At 71.4% G+C, this 17,643-nt stretch carries 17 protein-coding genes and 1 pseudogene; 16 read left to right on the top strand and 2 right to left on the bottom strand.

Annotated features, from left to right (window positions below):
* The first annotated feature begins 9 nt into the window (after positions 1–9).
* The 8 genes from BLU42_RS14355 (at position 10) to BLU42_RS14320 (ending at position 8,722) form a co-directional block, all read left to right on the top strand.
* Complete coding sequence (locus tag BLU42_RS14355) at positions 10–705, top strand: MOSC domain-containing protein (RefSeq protein ID WP_231918167.1); 696 nt, start codon at positions 10–12, stop codon at positions 703–705.
* Positions 706–996: 291 nt separating this feature from the next.
* A complete protein-coding gene (gene rpsL, locus BLU42_RS14350) occupies positions 997–1,368 on the top strand; it encodes a 30S ribosomal protein S12 (RefSeq protein WP_091075652.1) in 372 nt (123 codons plus the stop codon).
* Positions 1,368–1,838, top strand: coding sequence for a 30S ribosomal protein S7 (gene rpsG / locus BLU42_RS14345; RefSeq protein ID WP_091075648.1), 471 nt, complete (start codon positions 1,368–1,370; stop codon positions 1,836–1,838). The genes rpsL and rpsG overlap by 1 nt, the downstream gene beginning before the upstream one ends.
* Positions 1,839–1,993: 155 nt before the next feature.
* Positions 1,994–4,087 (top strand): elongation factor G, encoded by a 2,094-nt coding sequence (gene fusA / locus BLU42_RS14340; RefSeq protein ID WP_091075644.1) that lies wholly within the window; start codon positions 1,994–1,996, stop codon positions 4,085–4,087.
* 164 nt (positions 4,088–4,251) lie between these two features.
* The gene (gene tuf / locus BLU42_RS14335) at positions 4,252–5,445 is read left to right on the top strand and encodes an elongation factor Tu (protein ID WP_091075641.1); all 1,194 of its coding nucleotides are present in this window, start codon (positions 4,252–4,254) and stop codon (positions 5,443–5,445) included.
* Between the two features lie 132 nt (positions 5,446–5,577).
* Positions 5,578–6,288: a GNAT family N-acetyltransferase gene (locus BLU42_RS14330; protein ID WP_091075637.1), complete on the top strand. Its 711-nt coding sequence runs from the start codon at positions 5,578–5,580 to the stop codon at positions 6,286–6,288.
* Between the two features lie 164 nt (positions 6,289–6,452).
* The gene (locus BLU42_RS14325) at positions 6,453–7,925 is read left to right on the top strand and encodes an ABC transporter permease subunit (RefSeq protein WP_197680447.1); all 1,473 of its coding nucleotides are present in this window, start codon (positions 6,453–6,455) and stop codon (positions 7,923–7,925) included.
* Entirely contained in the window at positions 7,922–8,722 is an 801-nt protein-coding gene (locus BLU42_RS14320) for an amino acid ABC transporter ATP-binding protein (RefSeq protein ID WP_091075630.1), read from the top strand. The genes BLU42_RS14325 and BLU42_RS14320 overlap by 4 nt, the downstream gene beginning before the upstream one ends.
* 64 nt (positions 8,723–8,786) lie before the next feature.
* On the opposite strand, the gene treY is transcribed toward BLU42_RS14320, so the two are convergent.
* Together treY and BLU42_RS14310 are read right to left on the bottom strand one after the other, a co-directional pair.
* Positions 8,787–11,063 carry a malto-oligosyltrehalose synthase gene (treY, locus tag BLU42_RS14315; protein WP_091075627.1) on the bottom strand — a complete coding sequence of 759 codons (2,277 nt, stop codon included), beginning with the start codon at positions 11,061–11,063 and terminating at the stop codon, positions 8,787–8,789.
* A gap of 165 nt (positions 11,064–11,228) precedes the next feature.
* Positions 11,229–12,674, bottom strand: a complete 1,446-nt coding sequence (locus BLU42_RS14310; RefSeq protein WP_197680446.1) for a gamma-glutamyltransferase — start codon at positions 12,672–12,674, stop codon at positions 11,229–11,231.
* A gap of 427 nt (positions 12,675–13,101) precedes the next feature.
* On the opposite strand from BLU42_RS14310, the gene rpsJ reads away from it, so the two are divergent.
* The 8 genes and pseudogenes from rpsJ (at position 13,102) to rpsC (ending at position 17,641) form a co-directional block, all read left to right on the top strand.
* Positions 13,102–13,410, top strand: a complete 309-nt coding sequence (gene rpsJ / locus BLU42_RS14305; RefSeq protein WP_091075623.1) for a 30S ribosomal protein S10 — start codon at positions 13,102–13,104, stop codon at positions 13,408–13,410.
* Positions 13,411–13,424: 14 nt separating this feature from the next.
* A complete protein-coding gene (gene rplC / locus BLU42_RS14300) occupies positions 13,425–14,102 on the top strand; it encodes a 50S ribosomal protein L3 (RefSeq protein WP_091075618.1) in 678 nt (225 codons plus the stop codon).
* Positions 14,099–14,785, top strand: a pseudogene (gene rplD / locus BLU42_RS14295) (50S ribosomal protein L4); the annotation flags it as partial. The gene rplC and the pseudogene rplD, both read left to right, overlap by 4 nt.
* A gap of 101 nt (positions 14,786–14,886) precedes the next feature.
* Entirely contained in the window at positions 14,887–15,195 is a 309-nt protein-coding gene (gene rplW, locus BLU42_RS14290; RefSeq protein WP_172825798.1) for a 50S ribosomal protein L23, read from the top strand.
* Positions 15,196–15,212: 17 nt separating this feature from the next.
* Positions 15,213–16,049 carry a 50S ribosomal protein L2 gene (rplB, locus tag BLU42_RS14285; protein ID WP_091075609.1) on the top strand — a complete coding sequence of 279 codons (837 nt, stop codon included), beginning with the start codon at positions 15,213–15,215 and terminating at the stop codon, positions 16,047–16,049.
* Between the two features lie 17 nt (positions 16,050–16,066).
* Positions 16,067–16,348 (top strand): 30S ribosomal protein S19, encoded by a 282-nt coding sequence (gene rpsS, locus BLU42_RS14280; protein ID WP_091075605.1) that lies wholly within the window; start codon positions 16,067–16,069, stop codon positions 16,346–16,348.
* A gap of 31 nt (positions 16,349–16,379) precedes the next feature.
* On the top strand, positions 16,380–16,790 hold the full coding sequence (gene rplV, locus BLU42_RS14275) for a 50S ribosomal protein L22 (RefSeq protein ID WP_091075601.1): 411 nt from the start codon (positions 16,380–16,382) through the stop codon (positions 16,788–16,790).
* A gap of 2 nt (positions 16,791–16,792) precedes the next feature.
* Positions 16,793–17,641: a 30S ribosomal protein S3 gene (gene rpsC, locus BLU42_RS14270; protein WP_091075597.1), complete on the top strand. Its 849-nt coding sequence runs from the start codon at positions 16,793–16,795 to the stop codon at positions 17,639–17,641.
* Positions 17,642–17,643: the final 2 nt, after the last annotated feature.

Here is a 17,643-nt window from a genome sequence, read left to right as displayed (position 1 = left end):
CCTTCGGGTGTGCCCAGGGTCCTGTCCGTGAACGTGTCGACCGGCATCGAGCAGCCCTTCAGCACCAAGACCGGGATGACCGGCATCGACAAGCGCCCGGTCGTCGGCCCCGTGGAGGTCCGGCCGCCGGGGCCCCGGCGCGGTGGGCTGGGCAGCGGGCTCGTCGGCGACTACATCGGCGACTCCCGCCACCACGGCGGTGACCGGCAGGCGGTGTACGCCTTCGCGCGCGAGGACCTCGACCGCTGGGAGCCCGAGCTCGGGCGTCGCCTGGGCGACGGGACCTTCGGGGAGAACCTGACGACGGTGGGCCTCGACCTGGCCGACGCGCTGGTGGGGGAGCGCTGGGTCGTGGGCGACCCCGACGACCCGGAGCGCTCCGTGGAGCTGCAGGTCACCGACCCGCGGGTCCCCTGCCGCACCTTCGCGGGCTGGCTGTCCGAGCGGGGCTGGGTCAGGCGGTTCACCGCCGAGGCGCGCACCGGCACGTACCTGTCCGTCCTGCGCGCGGGCACGGTGCGCGCCGGGGACGAGATCACCCGCACCTTCGTGCCCGACCACGACGTGACCTCGGGCCTGCTGTTCCGGGCGACGACCACGCAGCGCGAGCTGCTGCCCCGCCTCCTCGCGGCGCGCGAGTTCCTCGACGCCGAGACCCTGGCGCTGGTCGGGCGCAACGGCTCGTTCGCCCTCGACGACGCCTGAGCCGGGCCCCGGCGAGCGGGCGGCGCGCCGGAGGGAGGGCGCGCGACCGGGGGTCCGGATGGCCTACTTTGACCCCTTTGGACTGGCGGGATAACCTAATCCCTTGTGTGTTCGGGCTTGCCCGACCTCTCGCGCGAGCTCCATGGCTGCGACTCCCTCGACGAAGGCCTCCGGGCCCTCCTGCAGGGACGTCGACCAGTGCAGGTGGTCGCACCCGTGCCGTGGGCGATGCCCTGCGGTGCGCGAGGAACACAGACCACTTTGCTGGAGAACAGAAAGAGAATCGACGCGGTGCCCACCATTCAGCAGCTCGTCCGCAAGGGCCGGCAGGACAAGGTCTCCAAGACCAAGACGCCGGCCCTCAAGGGTTCGCCCCAGCGCCGGGGCGTGTGCACCCGGGTGTACACGACCACGCCGAAGAAGCCGAACTCGGCGCTCCGGAAGGTGGCGCGTGTCCGACTGAGCTCGGGTGTCGAGGTCACCGCCTACATCCCCGGCGTCGGCCACAACCTGCAGGAGCACTCGATGGTGCTCGTGCGCGGCGGTCGCGTGAAGGACCTGCCGGGTGTGCGCTACAAGATCATCCGCGGCACGCTCGACACCCAGGGCGTCAAGAACCGCAAGCAGGCCCGCAGCCGCTACGGCGCCAAGAAGGAGAAGTAATGCCCCGCAAGGGTCCCGCCCCGAAGCGGCCGCTCCCGGCCGACCCGGTCTACGGCTCGCCGCTGGTCAGCCAGCTCGTGAGCAAGATCCTGCAGGACGGCAAGAAGACCGTCGCGCAGGGCATCGTCTACACCGCCATGGAAGGCACCCGCACCAAGACGGGCATCGACCCGGTGCAGACGCTCAAGCGCGCGCTGGACAACGTCCGCCCGGCGCTGGAGGTCAAGAGCCGCCGCGTCGGTGGTGCGACCTACCAGGTGCCGATCGAGGTCAAGCCGGCCCGCGCGACCACGCTGGCCATGCGCTGGCTGGTCAGCTTCTCCCGCGCCCGTCGCGAGAAGACGATGGCCGAGCGTCTGATGAACGAGATCCTCGACGCCTCGAACGGTCTGGGTGCCGCGGTCAAGCGCCGCGAGGACACCCACAAGATGGCCGAGGCCAACAAGGCGTTCGCGCACTACCGCTGGTGACGCGCCGGGGGCGTACGGCTCTGCCGTGCGCCCCTGGGCCGTCCGGGTAGCGCCCTTCCACGCCGGCTGCGGAACAAATTCACCCTCCGCGACGCTGTCCCTGGACAGCACCCACCGGCACCCACGAGCACACGAGAGGTTGAGTAGCCACCTTCATGGCTGTCGACATCAAGACCGACCTGTCCCAGGTCCGCAACATCGGGATCATGGCGCACATCGACGCGGGCAAGACCACGACGACCGAGCGCATCCTGTTCTACACCGGCATCAACTACAAGATCGGCGAGGTCCACGAGGGCGCCGCCACGATGGACTGGATGGAGCAGGAGCAGGAGCGCGGCATCACGATCACGTCCGCCGCGACGACCTGCCACTGGAAGAACCACCAGATCAACATCATCGACACCCCGGGCCACGTCGACTTCACCGTCGAGGTGGAGCGCTCGCTGCGCGTCCTCGACGGTGCCGTCGCCGTCTTCGACGGGGTCGCCGGCGTCGAGCCGCAGAGCCAGACCGTGTGGCGCCAGGCCGACCGCTACGGCGTGCCGCGCATCTGCTTCGTGAACAAGCTGGACCGTACGGGCGCGAGCTTCGACTTCTGCGTCTCCACGATCAAGAACCGGCTCAACGCGACGCCGGCCGTGCTGCAGCTGCCGATCGGCTCCGAGGGCGGCTTCCTGGGCGTCGTCGACCTCGTCAACATGCGCGCGCTCACGTGGCGCGGCGAGACGACGATCGGCGAGGACTACGCCGTCGAGGAGATCCCGGCCGACATGGTCGACGCCGCCGAGGAGGCGCACGCCGCCCTCATCGAGCTGGTGTCCGACCACGACGACGTGCTCGCCGAGGCCTACCTCGAGGACGCCGTCACCCCGGAGCTGCTCCAGGCCGCGATCCGTCGTGGCGTGCTCGCCGCGAGCTTCACCGCGGTGCTGTGCGGCAGCGCGTTCAAGAACAAGGGCGTCCAGCCCCTGCTCGACGCGGTCATCGCCTACCTGCCGTCCCCGCTCGACGTCCCGGCCATCAACGGGTTCAAGCCCGGCGACGAGTCGACCGTCATCGAGCGCCACCCGGACAGCAACGACCCGTTCTCGGCGCTGGCCTTCAAGATCGCGGCCGACCCGCACCTGGGTCGTCTCACCTACATCCGCCTCTACTCGGGCAAGCTCGAGGCCGGCTCCACGGTGCTGAACAGCACCAAGGGCCGCAAGGAGCGGATCGGCAAGATCTACCAGATGCACGCCAACAAGCGCGAGGAGATCGCGTCGGTCGGCGCCGGGCAGATCGTCGCCGTGATGGGTCTGAAGGACACCACCACCGGTGAGACGCTGTCCGACCAGGCCAGCCCCGTGCAGCTGGAGTCGATGGACTTCCCCGCGCCGGTCATCGAGCAGGCCATCGAGCCGAAGACGAAGTCCGACCAGGAGAAGCTCGGCACCGCGATCCAGCGGCTCGCCGAGGAGGACCCGACCTTCCGCGTCCACACCGACGAGGAGACCGGTCAGACCATCATCGCCGGCATGGGCGAGCTGCACCTCGAGGTGCTGATCGACCGCATGAAGCGCGAGTTCCGCGTCGAGGCCAACATCGGCAAGCCGCAGGTGGCCTACCGCGAGACGCTGCGTCGCCCGGTCGAGAAGGTCGAGTACACCCACAAGAAGCAGTCGGGTGGCTCGGGCCAGTACGCCCGCGTGATCGTCAGCCTCGAGCCGCTGGAGCCGGGCTCGGGCTACGAGTTCGTCAACGCGGTCACCGGTGGTCGCATCCCCCGCGAGTACATCCCGGCGGTGGACGAGGGCATCCAGGACGCCATGCAGTTCGGCGTGCTGGCCGGCTACCAGATCGAGGACATCAAGGTCACCCTGACCGACGGTGCGTACCACGACGTCGACTCCTCCGAGCTGGCGTTCAAGATCGCCGGCTCGATGGTCTTCAAGGAGGCCGCCCGTCGCGCCGACCCGGCCCTGCTCGAGCCGGTCATGGCCGTCGAGGTCACGACGCCCGAGGACTACCTCGGCACCGTGATCGGTGACCTGAACGCGCGTCGCGGTCAGATCCAGTCCATGGACGACATGCACGGCAACAAGGTCGTCTCGGCCCTGGTGCCGCTGTCGGAGATGTTCGGCTACGTCGGCGACCTGCGGTCGAAGACCTCGGGCCAGGCGTCGTACTCGATGGAGTTCCACTCCTACGCCGAGACGCCGAAGTCGATCTCCGACGAGATCATCCAGAAGGCTCGCGGCGAGTGAGCCACCGGCGTCCGCGCGCGGACGCCGCCCCCGCTCGTACGGCTCGGTTTGACCTGAGCCGTACGGGCGGGAAAACTTGACAGCCGGGTCAGAACCGGCAACCAGCCAGTCACCCAGAATGCGCCGCGCGAACGCGCGGCGAACACCTAGAAGGAGCCCCAGCAGTGGCCAAGGCCAAGTTCGAGCGGACCAAGCCGCACGTCAACATCGGCACCATCGGGCACATCGACCACGGCAAGACCACGCTGACCGCGGCGATCACCAAGGTGCTGCACGACAAGTACCCGAACCTGAACCAGGCGTCGGCGTTCGACCAGATCGACAAGGCGCCCGAAGAGCGTCAGCGCGGCATCACGATCTCGATCGCGCACGTCGAGTACCAGACCGAGAACCGGCACTACGCGCACGTCGACTGCCCCGGTCACGCGGACTACATCAAGAACATGATCACCGGTGCGGCCCAGATGGACGGCGCGATCCTCGTGGTCGCCGCCACCGACGGCCCGATGCCGCAGACCCGTGAGCACGTGCTGCTCGCCCGCCAGGTCGGCGTGCCGGCCATCGTCGTGGCACTCAACAAGTGCGACATGGTCGACGACGAGGAGATCCTGGAGCTCGTCGAGCTCGAGGTCCGTGAGCTCCTCAGCGAGTACGAGTACGACGGCGACGACATCCCCGTCGTCAAGGTCGCGGCCTTCCCGGCCCTGAACGGCGACGCCAAGTGGGGCGAGTCGATCATGGAGCTCATGGCGGCCGTGGACAGCCACATCCCGCAGCCGGAGCGCGAGATCGACAAGCCGTTCCTCATGCCCGTCGAGGACGTCTTCACGATCACCGGTCGTGGCACCGTCATCACCGGCCGCATCGAGCGCGGCATCGTCAAGGTCAACGAGACCGTCGACATCATCGGCATCCGCACGACCAAGCAGACCACCACGGTCACCGGCGTCGAGATGTTCCGCAAGCTCCTCGACGAGGGCCAGGCGGGCGAGAACGTCGGCCTCCTGCTCCGTGGCACCAAGCGCGAGGACGTCGAGCGCGGCATGGTCGTCATCAAGCCGGGCACCACGACCCCGCACACGGACTTCGAGGCGCGCGTCTACATCCTGTCGAAGGAGGAGGGTGGCCGTCACACCCCGTTCTTCAACAACTACCGCCCGCAGTTCTACTTCCGCACCACCGACGTGACCGGTGTGGTGAACCTCCCCGAGGGCACCGACATGGTCATGCCGGGCGACAACACCGACATGAGCGTTCAGCTGATCCAGCCGATCGCCATGGAGGAGGAGCTGAAGTTCGCCATCCGCGAGGGTGGTCGTACGGTCGGTGCCGGTCGCGTCACCAAGATCCTCAAGTGATCTGACGCAGTCCCAGAGCACCATCCAGCAAGGCCCCGGGTCTCGACCCGGGGCCTTGCTGCGTCCCGGACGACTCCAGCCGCGGTCGTCCACGGGTCGTCCGCGCAGCCGCGACTCCCTAGGCTCGTGGGTGTGGACGACGGGACGCGGGCGATCGTGGAGCTGGCCTGGGCGCGCGGGCTCGGGCTGCTCGACGACGCCTTCTCCTTCGAGGAGCCGGGGGAGAGGCTGACGCGGACCAACCCCGAGCGCGTGGCGTACGTGGCCCTGTGGGAGCACCGCGTGCTGGTCGGGCCCGGCTGGCTGCTGGACCGCGCGACGGACGTCGACGACGTCACCCTGGCCTCGGGCACCGGCCTCCTGCGGCTGGCCGGGCAGGGCCCCGACGGGGCCATCGGGGGCCGGCTCGTGGAGGAGTCGGTGCTGGCGTTCGCGGACGCGTACGTGGAGCACCCCCAGCTGGAGTCGGCGGTGGTGGCCGACGACCCGCAGGCCGTGCACGACCTCGAGCGCGAGTGCCCGCCCGACGACGTGACGCAGGTGGGCCTCGGTGCCCTGGCGCAGCGCTTCGTGGTGCTCGACGACCGGGAGGCCCCGGTGTCGGGCTCCGGCTACGCCGAGCAGCAGGGAATCCTCGCCGACCTCGGCGTGCTCACGCCGCCGTCGCTGCGGCGGGAGGGCCACGGGCTCCTCGCCGGCGCCCTGGCGCTGAACGACGCGCTCGACTCCGGTCTGGTGGCGCAGTGGCGCACCCGCGGCGACGACGTGGCCGCAGCGGCCCTGGGTCGCCGGCTGGGTTTCCGCCCGGTCGGGACGCGCACCACGGTGCTGCTGCCCTCCTGAACCCGCACCCGGTCGGCCCGGTCGGTGCGGTCGGCCCGGTCGGCGCGGGCGGCGCTGCCGCGGACCACCCCCCGGACGAGGCTCCCGGTCGGCTACGGTCGAGCAATCCCGGGTAGGACACCCGGGAACGTCCGCACCGAGGGAGACCGGCCATCAGACGCGTCGTGGGACTGCTGCTCGCCCTGGTGGTGGGCCTGCTGGCGAGCGCCTGCTCGTCCGGCGCTCCGGAGACGACGCTGGACAAGGTCCGTGAGTCCGGTGTGCTGAGGGTCGGCACCGAGGGCACCTACTCGCCGTTCACCTACCACGACCCCAGCACCAACGTGCTGACCGGCTACGACGTCGAGGTCATCGACGCCGTCGCGGCCAAGATGGGGCTGCGCACCGAGTTCGTCGAGGCCCCCTTCGACTCGATCTTCGCGAGCCTGCAGTCCGACCGCTTCGACCTCGTCGCCAACCAGGTCACCAAGAACGCGCAGCGCGAGGCCACGTACGCGCTCTCGGAGCCCTACACGGTCTCCGACGGCGTCATCGTCACGCGCGCCGACGACGACTCGATCACCAGCCTCGCCGACCTCAAGGGCAAGACGACCGCGCAGAGCTCGACGAGCAACTGGGCCCAGGTGGCCGAGGACGCCGGCGCCGAGGTGCAGGCCGTCGAGGGCTTCACCCAGGCGGTCACGCTGGTCAAGCAGGGCCGGGTCGACGCGACGGTCAACGACAACCTCGCCGTCGCCGAGTACGCCAAGACCACCGGTGACACCAGCGTCAAGATCGCGGCCAAGACCGGCGACACGAGCGAGCAGGTCTTCGCGATGCGCCAGGGCGACACCTCCCTGCGCGACGCGGTGAACACGGCGCTGGGCCAGGTCCGCGCCGACGGCCAGCTCACGCAGATCTCGGAGAAGTACTTCGGCGAGGACGTCAGCTCGGGCGAGGCCTCGCCCGAGGCGCCCGCGCAGGCGGCGGCCCAGCAGTCGACCTGGGAGCTCGTGAAGCAGACGGCGGGCCCGATGGCCCTCGCCGCGCTCAAGGCCACCATCCCGCTGACCGCGATCAGCTTCGTGATCGGCCTCGCCATCGCCCTGGTCGTCGCCCTGATGCGGCTCTCGCGGGTCGCGGTGGTCTCGCAGGTGGCGCGGGTCTACATCTCGCTGATCCGCGGGACCCCGCTGCTGGTCCAGCTCTTCCTGATCTTCTACGGCCTGCCGGCGATCGGGTTGACCTTCAACCCGTTCACGGCGGCCGTCATCGCCTTCAGCCTGAACGTCGGCGGGTACGCGGCCGAGATCATCAGGGCCGCGATCCTGTCGGTGCCCCGCGGGCAGTGGGAGGCGGCGCAGACGGTCGGGATGGGCTACACGACCACGCTGCGGCGCATCGTGCTGCCGCAGGCGGCCCGCACGGCCGTGCCGCCGCTGTCGAACACCCTGATCTCCCTGGTCAAGGACACCTCGCTCGCCTCGGTCGTGCTGGTCACCGAGCTGCTGCGGGTGGCCCAGGTCGCGGCGGCGCCGACCTTCAAGTTCTTCGCGCTGTACGGCGTCGCCGCGGCGTACTACTGGGTGATCTGCCTGGTGCTGTCCTTCGCCCAGGGCCGGCTCGAGCACCGGCTGGAGAGGTACGTGGCCCGATGAGCGAGACCGAGGGACCCGAGCGGCGCGACGAGCCGGGCGGCACCGGCCGGCCGCTCGTCGAGGTGGCCGGCCTGGCCAAGGCGTTCGGCGCGGTGGCGGTGCTGCGCGACGTCGCCTTCACCGTGCCGTCGGGGTCGGTGACCGTCCTGATCGGGCCGTCCGGCTCGGGCAAGACCACCGTGCTGCGCTGCCTGAACGCCCTGGAGACCGCCGACGCCGGCACGGTGCGCATCGGCGAGGTCCAGCTCGACTACGCCGCGCGTCCCGGGAAGCGGGACCTGACGCGGCTGCGGGCGCAGAGCGCGATGGTCTTCCAGGCCCACAACCTCTTCCCGCACCTGAGCGTGCTGCGCAACGTCACCGAGGGCCCGGTGGTCGCCCACGGCAAGCCGCGGGCCGAGGCGGAGGAGCAGGCCCACGCGCTGCTGGAGAGCGTCGGCCTGGGCGGCAAGGCCGACCAGCACCCGTACCAGCTCTCCGGTGGCCAGCAGCAGCGGGTCGGCATCGCCCGCGCGCTCGCCCTCGAGCCCGAGCTGCTGCTGTTCGACGAGCCGACGTCGGCGCTCGACCCCGAGCTGGTGGGGGAGGTGCTGGGCGTGATGAAGGACCTGGCCGACGCCGGCCGGACCATGCTCGTCGTCACGCACGAGATGCGCTTCGCCCGCTCGGTGGCCGACCAGGTGCTGTTCATGGACGGCGGCGTCGTCGTCGAGCGCGGCGAGCCCGAGGCCGTGCTGACCGACCCGCGCGAGGCCCGCACCCGGACCTTCCTGAAGCGGGTGCTGGACCCCATCTGAGGCCGGGAGGCGCGTCGCCCGGTCCGGTGGGACCGGGAGACGCGGCTCGCCAGCCGCAGCGGCCTCAGACGGGCAGCAGCAGGGCGACGGGGTAGCGGTCGAGCACCTCGGCGACGTCGAGGGTGCCCTCGTGCTCGCGCCCGGTCAGCACGTCGACGCGGCGCTCCGGCAGCGTGATGGCCGTCCCGCGCCAGCCGCCCTCGGCCTCGAGCGTGACGGGCAGCCGGGTGGCCAGCGTGATGGCCCCGCCCCGGTCGAACCCGACCAGGTGGGCGGCCGCCGGGCCGTCCGCGGCGACCGGGTCGTAGCCGGTGAACAGCTCCGGGTGCTCGCGCCGGGCCCGCAGCGCCTGGCGGACGACCCAGAGCTTGGCCGCGCCCGTCCGGTCGACGGCCGGCGGCTCCTCGGCCGTGTCGAGGGCGGCGAGCAGCGCGCGCCGCTCCGCGTAGTCGACCGGGCGCCGGTTGTCCGGGTCGACGAGCGAGTCCTCCCAGAGCTCGGTGCCCTGGTAGACGTCGGGGACGCCGGGCATGGTCAGCTGGACGAGCTTCTGGCCCAGCGCGTTCGACCAGCCCGGAGCGGCGAGGAGCGCGGTGAGGGCGTCCCAGTCGTCGCCGAGCGGACCGTCGTACGCGGCGTCGACCAGCGCGTGGACGGTCTTCTCGAAGGCCTCGTCGGGCTCGGTCCAGGTGGTGCCGTCCGACGCCTCGCGCATCGCCTTCTCGACGTAGGCATGCATGCGCTCGTCCTCGACCCGGCCCGCGCCCGCGAGCGTCTGGGCCACGAAGTAGGCGAAGGCCCGGTTGGGGACGGTGCTGACCTCGAGCACCCGCTCGGCGAAGCGGGTCCACGCGTCGCTGACCTCGGTCAGGACGGCGAGCCGGGCCCGGACGTCCTCGCCGCGCTTGGTGTCGTGCGTGGAGAGCGCCGTCATGGACCGGGGCTGTGCCTGCTGGCGCTCCGCCTGCAGCTGGTGGAAGCGGGCGAGCGGGATCCCGACCTCGTCGGGGTCGCCGCCGACCTCGTTGAGCGCGATGAAGCGGGCGTAGCGGTAGTACGCCGTGTCCTCGACGCCCTTGGCCATCGTCGCGCCGGAGAGCTGCTGCATGCGCTTCGCCAGCTCGTCCTCGGGGTCGTGCAGACGGGGGCTGAGGGCGTCGAGCCGCTCGGCGAGCTCGGGCCTGCGCTGCGCGGCGAGCGCCAGCGCCTCGTCGAGGTGCTCGGCGCCGGCCGGGAGGTAGGAGCGGTAGACGGTGAAGGCGACGGCGACCTCGGCGAGCGCGGGCTCGGCGTCGGGCACCTCGGGCACGAGGCGGGCCATGCGGTGCAGCTCGGCGGGCAGCAGGGTCTCGTCGACCATCCGCTTGCCGGTCTCGACGTGCTCGGCCAGGGTGCGCTCGTCGCCGGTGAGGCGGCGGTAGAGGTCGGTCAGGCCCGCCTCGGCCTCGTGGTCGACGAAGACCCCGTTCACCTCGCGCATGGCGTCGTAGCCGGTCGTGCCCTCGACCGGCCACGGCGGCAGCTCCTCGCCCGGCTCGAGGATCTTCTCGACGGTGATCCAGGCGTCCGGCGCGAGGTCGCGCAGCTGCGCGAGGTAGCCGGCCGGGTCGACCAGACCGTCGGGGTGGTCGACGCGCAGCCCGGTCACGCCCTTGCCCGGCCAGCTCGCGACGAGCTCGTGCGTCGCGGAGAAGACCTCCGGGTCCTCCTGCCGGACGCCCGCGAGCGTGGTGACGGCGAAGAAGCGGCGGTAGTTCAGCTCCTCGTTGGCCCGCGTCCAGTGCGCGAGCTCGTAGTGCTGGCGCGCGTGCACCGCGTCGGCCGTCTCGTCGGGGTCGCCCTCGACCCAGGTGCCCGGAGCGAGCGGGAAGCGGTGGTCGTAGTAGCGCAGCTCGCCGTCCTCGACGCTCAGCACGGCGTCGTCGCCGAGCACGGGCAGGAGCAGGCGGCCGCCGTTGGCGCTCCAGTCGATGTCGAACCAGGGCGCGTAGGGCGAGTCCTGGCCGAGGCGCAGCACGTCGAAGAAGGCCGGGTTCTCCGAGGGCTCCTCGATGCCGAGGTGGTTGGGGACGATGTCGACGACGACCCCGAGGCCCTCGTCCTGCGCACGGGCCAGCAGCGCGTCCAGCTGCTCCGCCCCGCCCCGGTCGGCGTCGACCCGCGTCGGGTCGACGGTGTCGTAGCCGTGGTCGGAGCCGCTCGCGGCCTGCAGCAGCGGCGAGCAGTAGACGGCGCCGACACCGAGGTCGCGCAGGTACGCGGTCTCCTCGGCGGCGTGGTCGAGGGTGAAGGACCCGGTGATCTGGAGCCGGTAGGTCGAGCTGGGCACGTTCGCGGTCACGCCGAGAACCCTAGAGGCCGCCGGAGACGCTCAAATGTGCCCAACCGTCCGTGAACCCCTCGCGCTTGGACCAGGACGCAGATCGGCGCGTCAGCGAACCCGGCTTTCGCCGGCCGACGCGCCTCCGCCTGGACGACCGGACGCTGACGACACGCTTCTCCGTCGTCAGCGGGAGGGAGGAAGGCGGAGGGTCAGAGCGTCGGCCGCGCCGGAGCGGAGCGGAGGCAGAAGCCACGCGTGGCCGCTCCGCCGCGGGTCCGACCCCGCACCGCCGGTGCTGATCGCGGACACCCCGCCGAAGTACGGGTCGAGGCCGTCGGCGACCGCGGTGGGGACGCCGGCGAGCGCGAGTCCCTCGAGGACGGCGGCGTCGAAGCCCGGCTCGAGGCGGACGAGGTCGGGCAGCGCGTTGAGCCGCGGGGCGTCGATCGCCTGCTGCGGCGGGGTGCCGCGCAGGACCCGCAGCAGGGTCTGCACGAGCGCGGGCCGGATGCGGCTGCCGCCCGCGGCACCGGCGGCCGCGACGAGGGCGCCGTCGGCGTCCAGCGCCACGAGCGGCGACATCATCGAGCCCATCCGCACGCCGGGGTCGAGCTCGGCGCGGATCAGCTCGCCCTCGCCGAGCATGGAGTTGAGGTGCACGCCGAAGCCGGGCACCCACACCCCCGAGCCGAGGCCGAGGCTGGTCGTGATCACGCAGGCGTCGCCGCGCTCGTCGACCGCGACGAGGTTGGTCGTCTCGGCGCGGCGGTCGGGCGCCCGGAGCGCGGCGACGAGCCCCAGCGTCGAGGCGACGTCGTGGTGGGGGTCGCCGGGCACGGCCAGGCCCGCCGCCTGCAGCGTGCCGAGGACGTCGTCGAGGTCGTCACCGCGCGCGTGCACGGTCAGGTCGTCGAAGCGGGCCACGGAGGGTCGGCTCTCGACGACCGCGTACGCGTCGAGGTCGGCCTGCGACAGCGCGGAGCCGTCGGCCAGGGCCTCGAGGAGGGCGTCGGCGAACTCGCCGGAGTAGAAGGCGTCGGGGTCGCGGGCGAGCAGCTCGTACGCGCGGTGGTGGTCGGGGTGGCGCAGCGGGTCGCCCGCCTCCAGCAGCGAACCGTCACCGTGGCGGTAGACGAGGTCGCCCTCGCCCACGCACATCGCCGGCGCGACGCGGGGGAGCAGCTCGGCGTGGGTGCGGGGGAACGGGGTGCCGTACGAGGCGGCGAGCCCGGGCGCGACGACGTCGGCCCAGGGCAGCCGGCCCCAGCGCGACCACAGGTGCCGCGCGCCGGCCGGGACGCCGGGGACGGCCACCGTCGCGGGCCCGATCTCGTAGGGGACGCGCTGGCCGACGAAGGTGATCTCGATGGCCGTGCCCGGCCCGGCCCGCCGCTCGCCCAGACCGGGGACGGCGACGAAGAAGTCGACGCAGGTCACCGTGCGGGTCGCCGCCTCGTAGACCGTGGCGAAGCCGCCCCCGGCCAGGCCGGTGAAGATCGTCTCGGCCGCGCAGCTCACGAGCATCATGGCCACGCCCGCGTCGACGGCCCCGCCGCCGCCCTCGAGGACGACGCGCCCGGCCTCCACGGTCGCCTCGTGCCCGGCGGCGACCCCGACGGGTACGCTCACCGACGGAGCCGCTGGGCGGCGGTTTGCTGACGCACCGACCCAGCCTAGGGGCCCCGCCCCGCCGCGGATCGCCGCGCCGGACCCTGAGCCGCGTCCAAGGATGTGCGGCCGGATTTGATCCGTCTGGGCCCTTCTGACAAGATTGTCCGGTTGCTCCGACGAGGTCGCCGGGGTGTGCGCTGTTCAGGGGTCCTTCCGTGGGCCCGAGCGGTGCCGCCGCACCAGGAGATCCCGCTCGCTCGGCCACCTGGACCTCGTCCGGGCAGCCGGGCCACATCCCACGGCAGGGCAAGAAGCAGTCGTGGTTTGCCGGAGGACGGGCGACACGCCCGACCGCGGGGGTCGGAGAAGAAGGACCGAGAGCAGGACTGCGGCACGAGCACCACGCCGCACACAGACAGCACGAGTGAAGCGAGAAGAGGACACGGTGGCGGGACAGAAGATCCGCATCAGGCTCAAGGCCTACGACCACGAGGTCATCGACTCCTCGGCGCGCAAGATCGTCGACACGGTGACCCGCACGGGTGCCCGCGTCGCCGGTCCGGTGCCGCTGCCGACGGAGAAGAACGTCTACGTCGTCATCCGCTCCCCGCACAAGTACAAGGACAGCCGGGAGCAGTTCGAGATGCGCACGCACAAGCGCCTCATCGACATCATCGACCCGACCCCGAAGACCGTCGACTCTCTGATGCGCCTCGACCTGCCGGCCGGGGTCGACATCGAGATCAAGCTCTGAGGACCGCGAACAGCATGAGCACCACTGCCACATCCACGAGCGGCCGCACCGTCAAGGGCCTGCTGGGCAAGAAGCTCGGCATGACCCAGCTGTGGGACGCCAACAACCGCGTCGTCCCGGTGACGGTCGTCCAGGCCGGCCCCTGCGTCGTGACCCAGGTCCGCACGCCCGCCTCCGACGGCTACTCCGCCGTCCAGCTGGGCTACGGCGCCGTGAAGGCCAAGCAGGTCACCAAGCCCGACGCCGGGCACTTCGAGCGCGCCGGGGTCACCCCGCGCAAGCACCTCGTCGAGATCCGCACCGCCGACGCCAGCGAGTACACGCTCGGCCAGGAGGTCACGGCCGAGCTCTTCGCCGCCGACGAGGTCATCGACGTGACCGGCGTCAGCAAGGGCAAGGGCACCGCGGGCGTCATGAAGCGCCACGGGTTCCACGGTCTGCGCGCCAGCCACGGTGTGCACCGCAAGCACCGTTCGCCCGGCTCCATCGGCGGCTGCGCGACCCCCGGTCGCGTCTTCAAGGGCCTCAAGATGGCCGGCCGCATGGGTGTCGAGCGCGTCACCGTGCAGAACCTGCAGGTGCACGCGATCGACGCCGAGCGCGGCCTCGTCCTGATCAAGGGCGCCATCCCCGGCAACAAGGGCGGCCTCGTCGTCCTGCGCAGCGCGAGCAAGAAGGGAGACGCCAAGTGAGCACCGTTGACGTCCTCGCCGCCGACGGCAGCACCGCCGGCACCGCCGAGCTCCCCGCGGAGCTCTTCGACGTGACCGCGAACGTCCCGCTGATCCACCAGGTCGTGGTGGCCCAGCTGGCCGCGGCCCGTCAGGGCACCCACGCCACCAAGACCCGCGGCGACGTCCGCGGCGGTGGCAAGAAGCCGTACCGCCAAAAGGGCACCGGCCGCGCCCGCCAGGGCTCGACCCGCTCGCCGCAGTTCGCCGGCGGTGGCGTGGCCCACGGGCCCGTCCCGCACGGCTACGCGCAGCGCACGCCCAAGAAGATGATCGCCGCCGCCCTGCGCGGTGCGCTCTCCGACCGGGCCCGCGACGGCCGCGTCCACGTCGTCAGCGACCTCGTCGCCGGCGAGGTGCCGTCGACCAAGGCCGCGCTCGTCTCGCTCGACCGGGTCGCGACCACCGACAAGGTGCTCGTCGTCCTGCACCGCGACGACGACCTCGCCTGGGTCAGCCTGCGCAACGTCCCGACGGTCCACGTGATCACGGTCGACCAGCTCAACGCCTACGACGTGCTCGTCTGCGACGAGGTGGTCTTCACCTCCGCCGCGCTCGACACCTTCGTCGCCGGCCCGGTCTCGGGCCGCTCGGCCAAGGCCACGGCCCGCGTCAGCGAGGCCGAGCTGGACGCCGCCTCGGTCGAGGGTTCGGCCGAGCCGACCGACGCCGAGCTCGCGGCCTCCGCCGCCAGCGTCGCCGAGGTCCTCGAGCCGAGCACCGACGTCACCGAGGAGGACGCCAAGTGAGCACCATCAAGATCCGGAACCACCGCGACATCCTGCTCGCGCCGGTCGTGAGCGAGAAGTCGTACGCGTTGCTGGACGAGAACAAGTACACGTTCCTCGTCGCGCCGGACGCCAACAAGACCGAGATCAAGATCGCGGTCGAGTCGGTGTTCGACGTCAAGGTGACCGGCGTCAACACGCTGAACCGCACCGGCAAGAAGCGGCGCACCCGCTCGGGCACGGGCAAGCGCGCCGACACCAAGCGCGCCATCGTCTCGGTGGCCGACGGCCAGCGCATCGACATCTTCTCGGCTCCGGCGAGCTGAGCGAAGGACTGATTCGAATGGGTATCCGTAAGTACAAGCCGACCACCCCGGGCCGTCGTGGCTCGTCCGTGGCCGACTTCGTCGAGCTGACCCGGTCGACGCCGGAGAAGTCGCTCCTCGTCCCGAGCCCCAAGACCGGTGGCCGCAACAACACCGGCCGGATCACCACCCGGCACATCGGTGGCGGTCACAAGCAGGCCTACCGCCTCGTGGACTTCAAGCGCTACGACAAGGACGGCGTGCCGGCCAAGGTCGCGCACATCGAGTACGACCCGAACCGCACGGCGCGCATCGCGCTGCTGCACTTCGCGGACGGCGAGAAGCGCTACATCATCGCGCCGAACGGGCTGAACCAGGGCGCCGAGGTCGAGGCCGGCGAGGCCGCCGACATCAAGGCGGGCAACAACCTGCCGCTGTCGCGCATCCCGGTCGGCACCACGATCCACGCCGTCGAGCTGCGTCCCGGCGGTGGGGCCAAGCTCGGCCGCTCGGCCGGTGCGAGCATCCAGCTGGTCGCCCGCGAGGGCAAGAACGCCACGCTGCGCATGCCGTCGGGCGAGATGCGGATGGTCGACGTGCGGTGCCGCGCCACGGTTGGCGCCGTCGGCAACGCCGAGCAGTCGAACATCAACTGGGGCAAGGCGGGTCGCAACCGCTGGAAGGGCAAGCGCCCGACCGTCCGCGGTGTCGCGATGAACCCGATCGACCACCCGCACGGTGGTGGTGAGGGCAAGACCTCCGGTGGTCGCCACCCGGTCACCCCGTGGGGCAAGCCCGAGGGCCGCACCCGCAACCCCAACAAGGCGAGCAACCGCCAGATCGTCCGCCGCCGCAAGTCCGGCAAGAAGCGCTGAGCAGGAGCGAGTAGAAGATGCCACGCAGCCTGAAGAAGGGCCCGTTCGTCGACGACCACCTGGCCAAGAAGGTCGAGGTGCAGAACACGCGCGGGACGAAGAACGTCATCCGCACGTGGTCGCGTCGCTCGATGATCGTGCCGGACATGCTCGGTCACACGATCGCGGTGCACGACGGTCGCAAGCACGTCCCGGTGTTCGTCACCGAGTCGATGGTCGGTCACAAGCTGGGCGAGTTCGCCCCCACCCGGACCTTCCGCGGCCACGTCAAGGACGACCGGAAGGCGCGCCGCCGCTGACCGCGGTGGTGCGTAGAGGAGAAGAGAAGTCATGAGCAAGGACAAGGACTCCCGCCCGAGCCGGCGCAAGTCGCTGCTCGGCGACCGTCCCGGGTCGTTCGCGATCGCGAAGCAGGTCCGCATCTCGGCGACCAAGAGCCGCCGGGTCGTCGACCTGGTGCGCGGCATGGACGTCAACGCGGCCCTGGACACCCTCAAGTTCGCGCCGCAGGCCGCGAGCGAGCCGGTCTACAAGGTCGTCGCCAGCGCGGCGGCCAACGCGGAGCAGACGCACAACCTGCGCCGCGACGACCTGTTCATCTCGGCCGCGTTCGTGGACGAGGGCGTGACGATGCGCCGCATCCGCCCGCGGGCCAAGGGGAGCGCGAGCCGCATCCTCAAGCGGAGCAGCCACATCACCGTCGTCGTCGAGCCCAAGAGCACGTCCGAGAAGGGGGCCTGAGCATGGGCCAGAAGATCCAGCCGTACGGCTTCCGTCTGGGCATCAGCACCGACCACAAGAGCCGCTGGTACACCGACAAGGCGTACAAGGAGTACATCGGCGAGGACATCAAGGTCCGCGCGATGCTCACCAAGACCCTCGAGCGCGCCGGCATCTCCTCGGTGGAGATCGAGCGCACCCGTGACCGGGTCCGCGTCGACATCTACACCGCGCGTCCGGGCATCGTCATCGGCCGCAACGGCGCCGAGGCCGAGCGCGTGCGCGGCGAGCTCGAGAAGCTCACCGGCAAGCAGGTCCAGCTGAACATCCTCGAGGTCAAGAACCCCGAGACCGACGCCCAGCTCGTGGCGCAGGGCGTGGCCGAGCAGCTCGCCTCGCGCGTGCAGTTCCGTCGCGCAATGCGCAAGGCGCAGCAGTCGGCCATGCGCTCCGGTGCCGCCAAGGGCATCCGGATCCAGTGCTCGGGCCGTCTGGGTGGCGCCGAGATGAGCCGCTCGGAGTTCTACCGCGAGGGTCGGGTCCCGCTGCACACGCTGCGCGCCGATATCGACTACGGCTTCTTCGAGGCCAAGACGACCTTCGGCCGCATCGGCGTGAAGGTCTGGATCTACAAGGGCGACGTCTCGGGCACCCGCACCGAGCGCGCGGCCCAGAAGGCGGCCCGCAACGCCGCCGGCGGTCGCAGCCGTCCGGGTGGCCGTGGTGACCGTCCGGCCCGTGGTGACCGTCCGGCCCGCGGCGACCGTCCCGAGCGCGGCGGCGCCCGTCGTCGCGAGGACGCCCCGGCCGAGGCCGTCACGGCCGGCGCCGGTGCGGCGACCGAGACCGCTCCGAGCACGCAGGAGGCCTGAGC

It is taken from the genome of Microlunatus sagamiharensis (assembly GCF_900105785.1).
Taxonomy (GTDB): domain Bacteria; phylum Actinomycetota; class Actinomycetes; order Propionibacteriales; family Propionibacteriaceae; genus Microlunatus; species Microlunatus sagamiharensis.
This window is presented reverse-complemented; position numbering and strand designations above follow the sequence as displayed.

What these genes read in the sequence shown, in the direction of transcription:
- rpsG (WP_091075648.1), top strand. Translation starts at nt 1,368, where the DNA reads ATGCCCCGCAAGGGTCCCGCCCCGAAGCGGCCGCTCCCGGCCGACCCG.
- rplV (WP_091075601.1), top strand. Translation starts at nt 16,380, where the DNA reads ATGAGCAAGGACAAGGACTCCCGCCCGAGCCGGCGCAAGTCGCTGCTC.
- BLU42_RS14320 (WP_091075630.1), top strand. Translation starts at nt 7,922, where the DNA reads ATGAGCGAGACCGAGGGACCCGAGCGGCGCGACGAGCCGGGCGGCACC.
- rpsC (WP_091075597.1), top strand. Translation starts at nt 16,793, where the DNA reads ATGGGCCAGAAGATCCAGCCGTACGGCTTCCGTCTGGGCATCAGCACC.
- rplC (WP_091075618.1), top strand. Translation starts at nt 13,425, where the DNA reads ATGAGCACCACTGCCACATCCACGAGCGGCCGCACCGTCAAGGGCCTG.
- rpsS (WP_091075605.1), top strand. Translation starts at nt 16,067, where the DNA reads ATGCCACGCAGCCTGAAGAAGGGCCCGTTCGTCGACGACCACCTGGCC.
- fusA (WP_091075644.1), top strand. Translation starts at nt 1,994, where the DNA reads ATGGCTGTCGACATCAAGACCGACCTGTCCCAGGTCCGCAACATCGGG.
- rplB (WP_091075609.1), top strand. Translation starts at nt 15,213, where the DNA reads ATGGGTATCCGTAAGTACAAGCCGACCACCCCGGGCCGTCGTGGCTCG.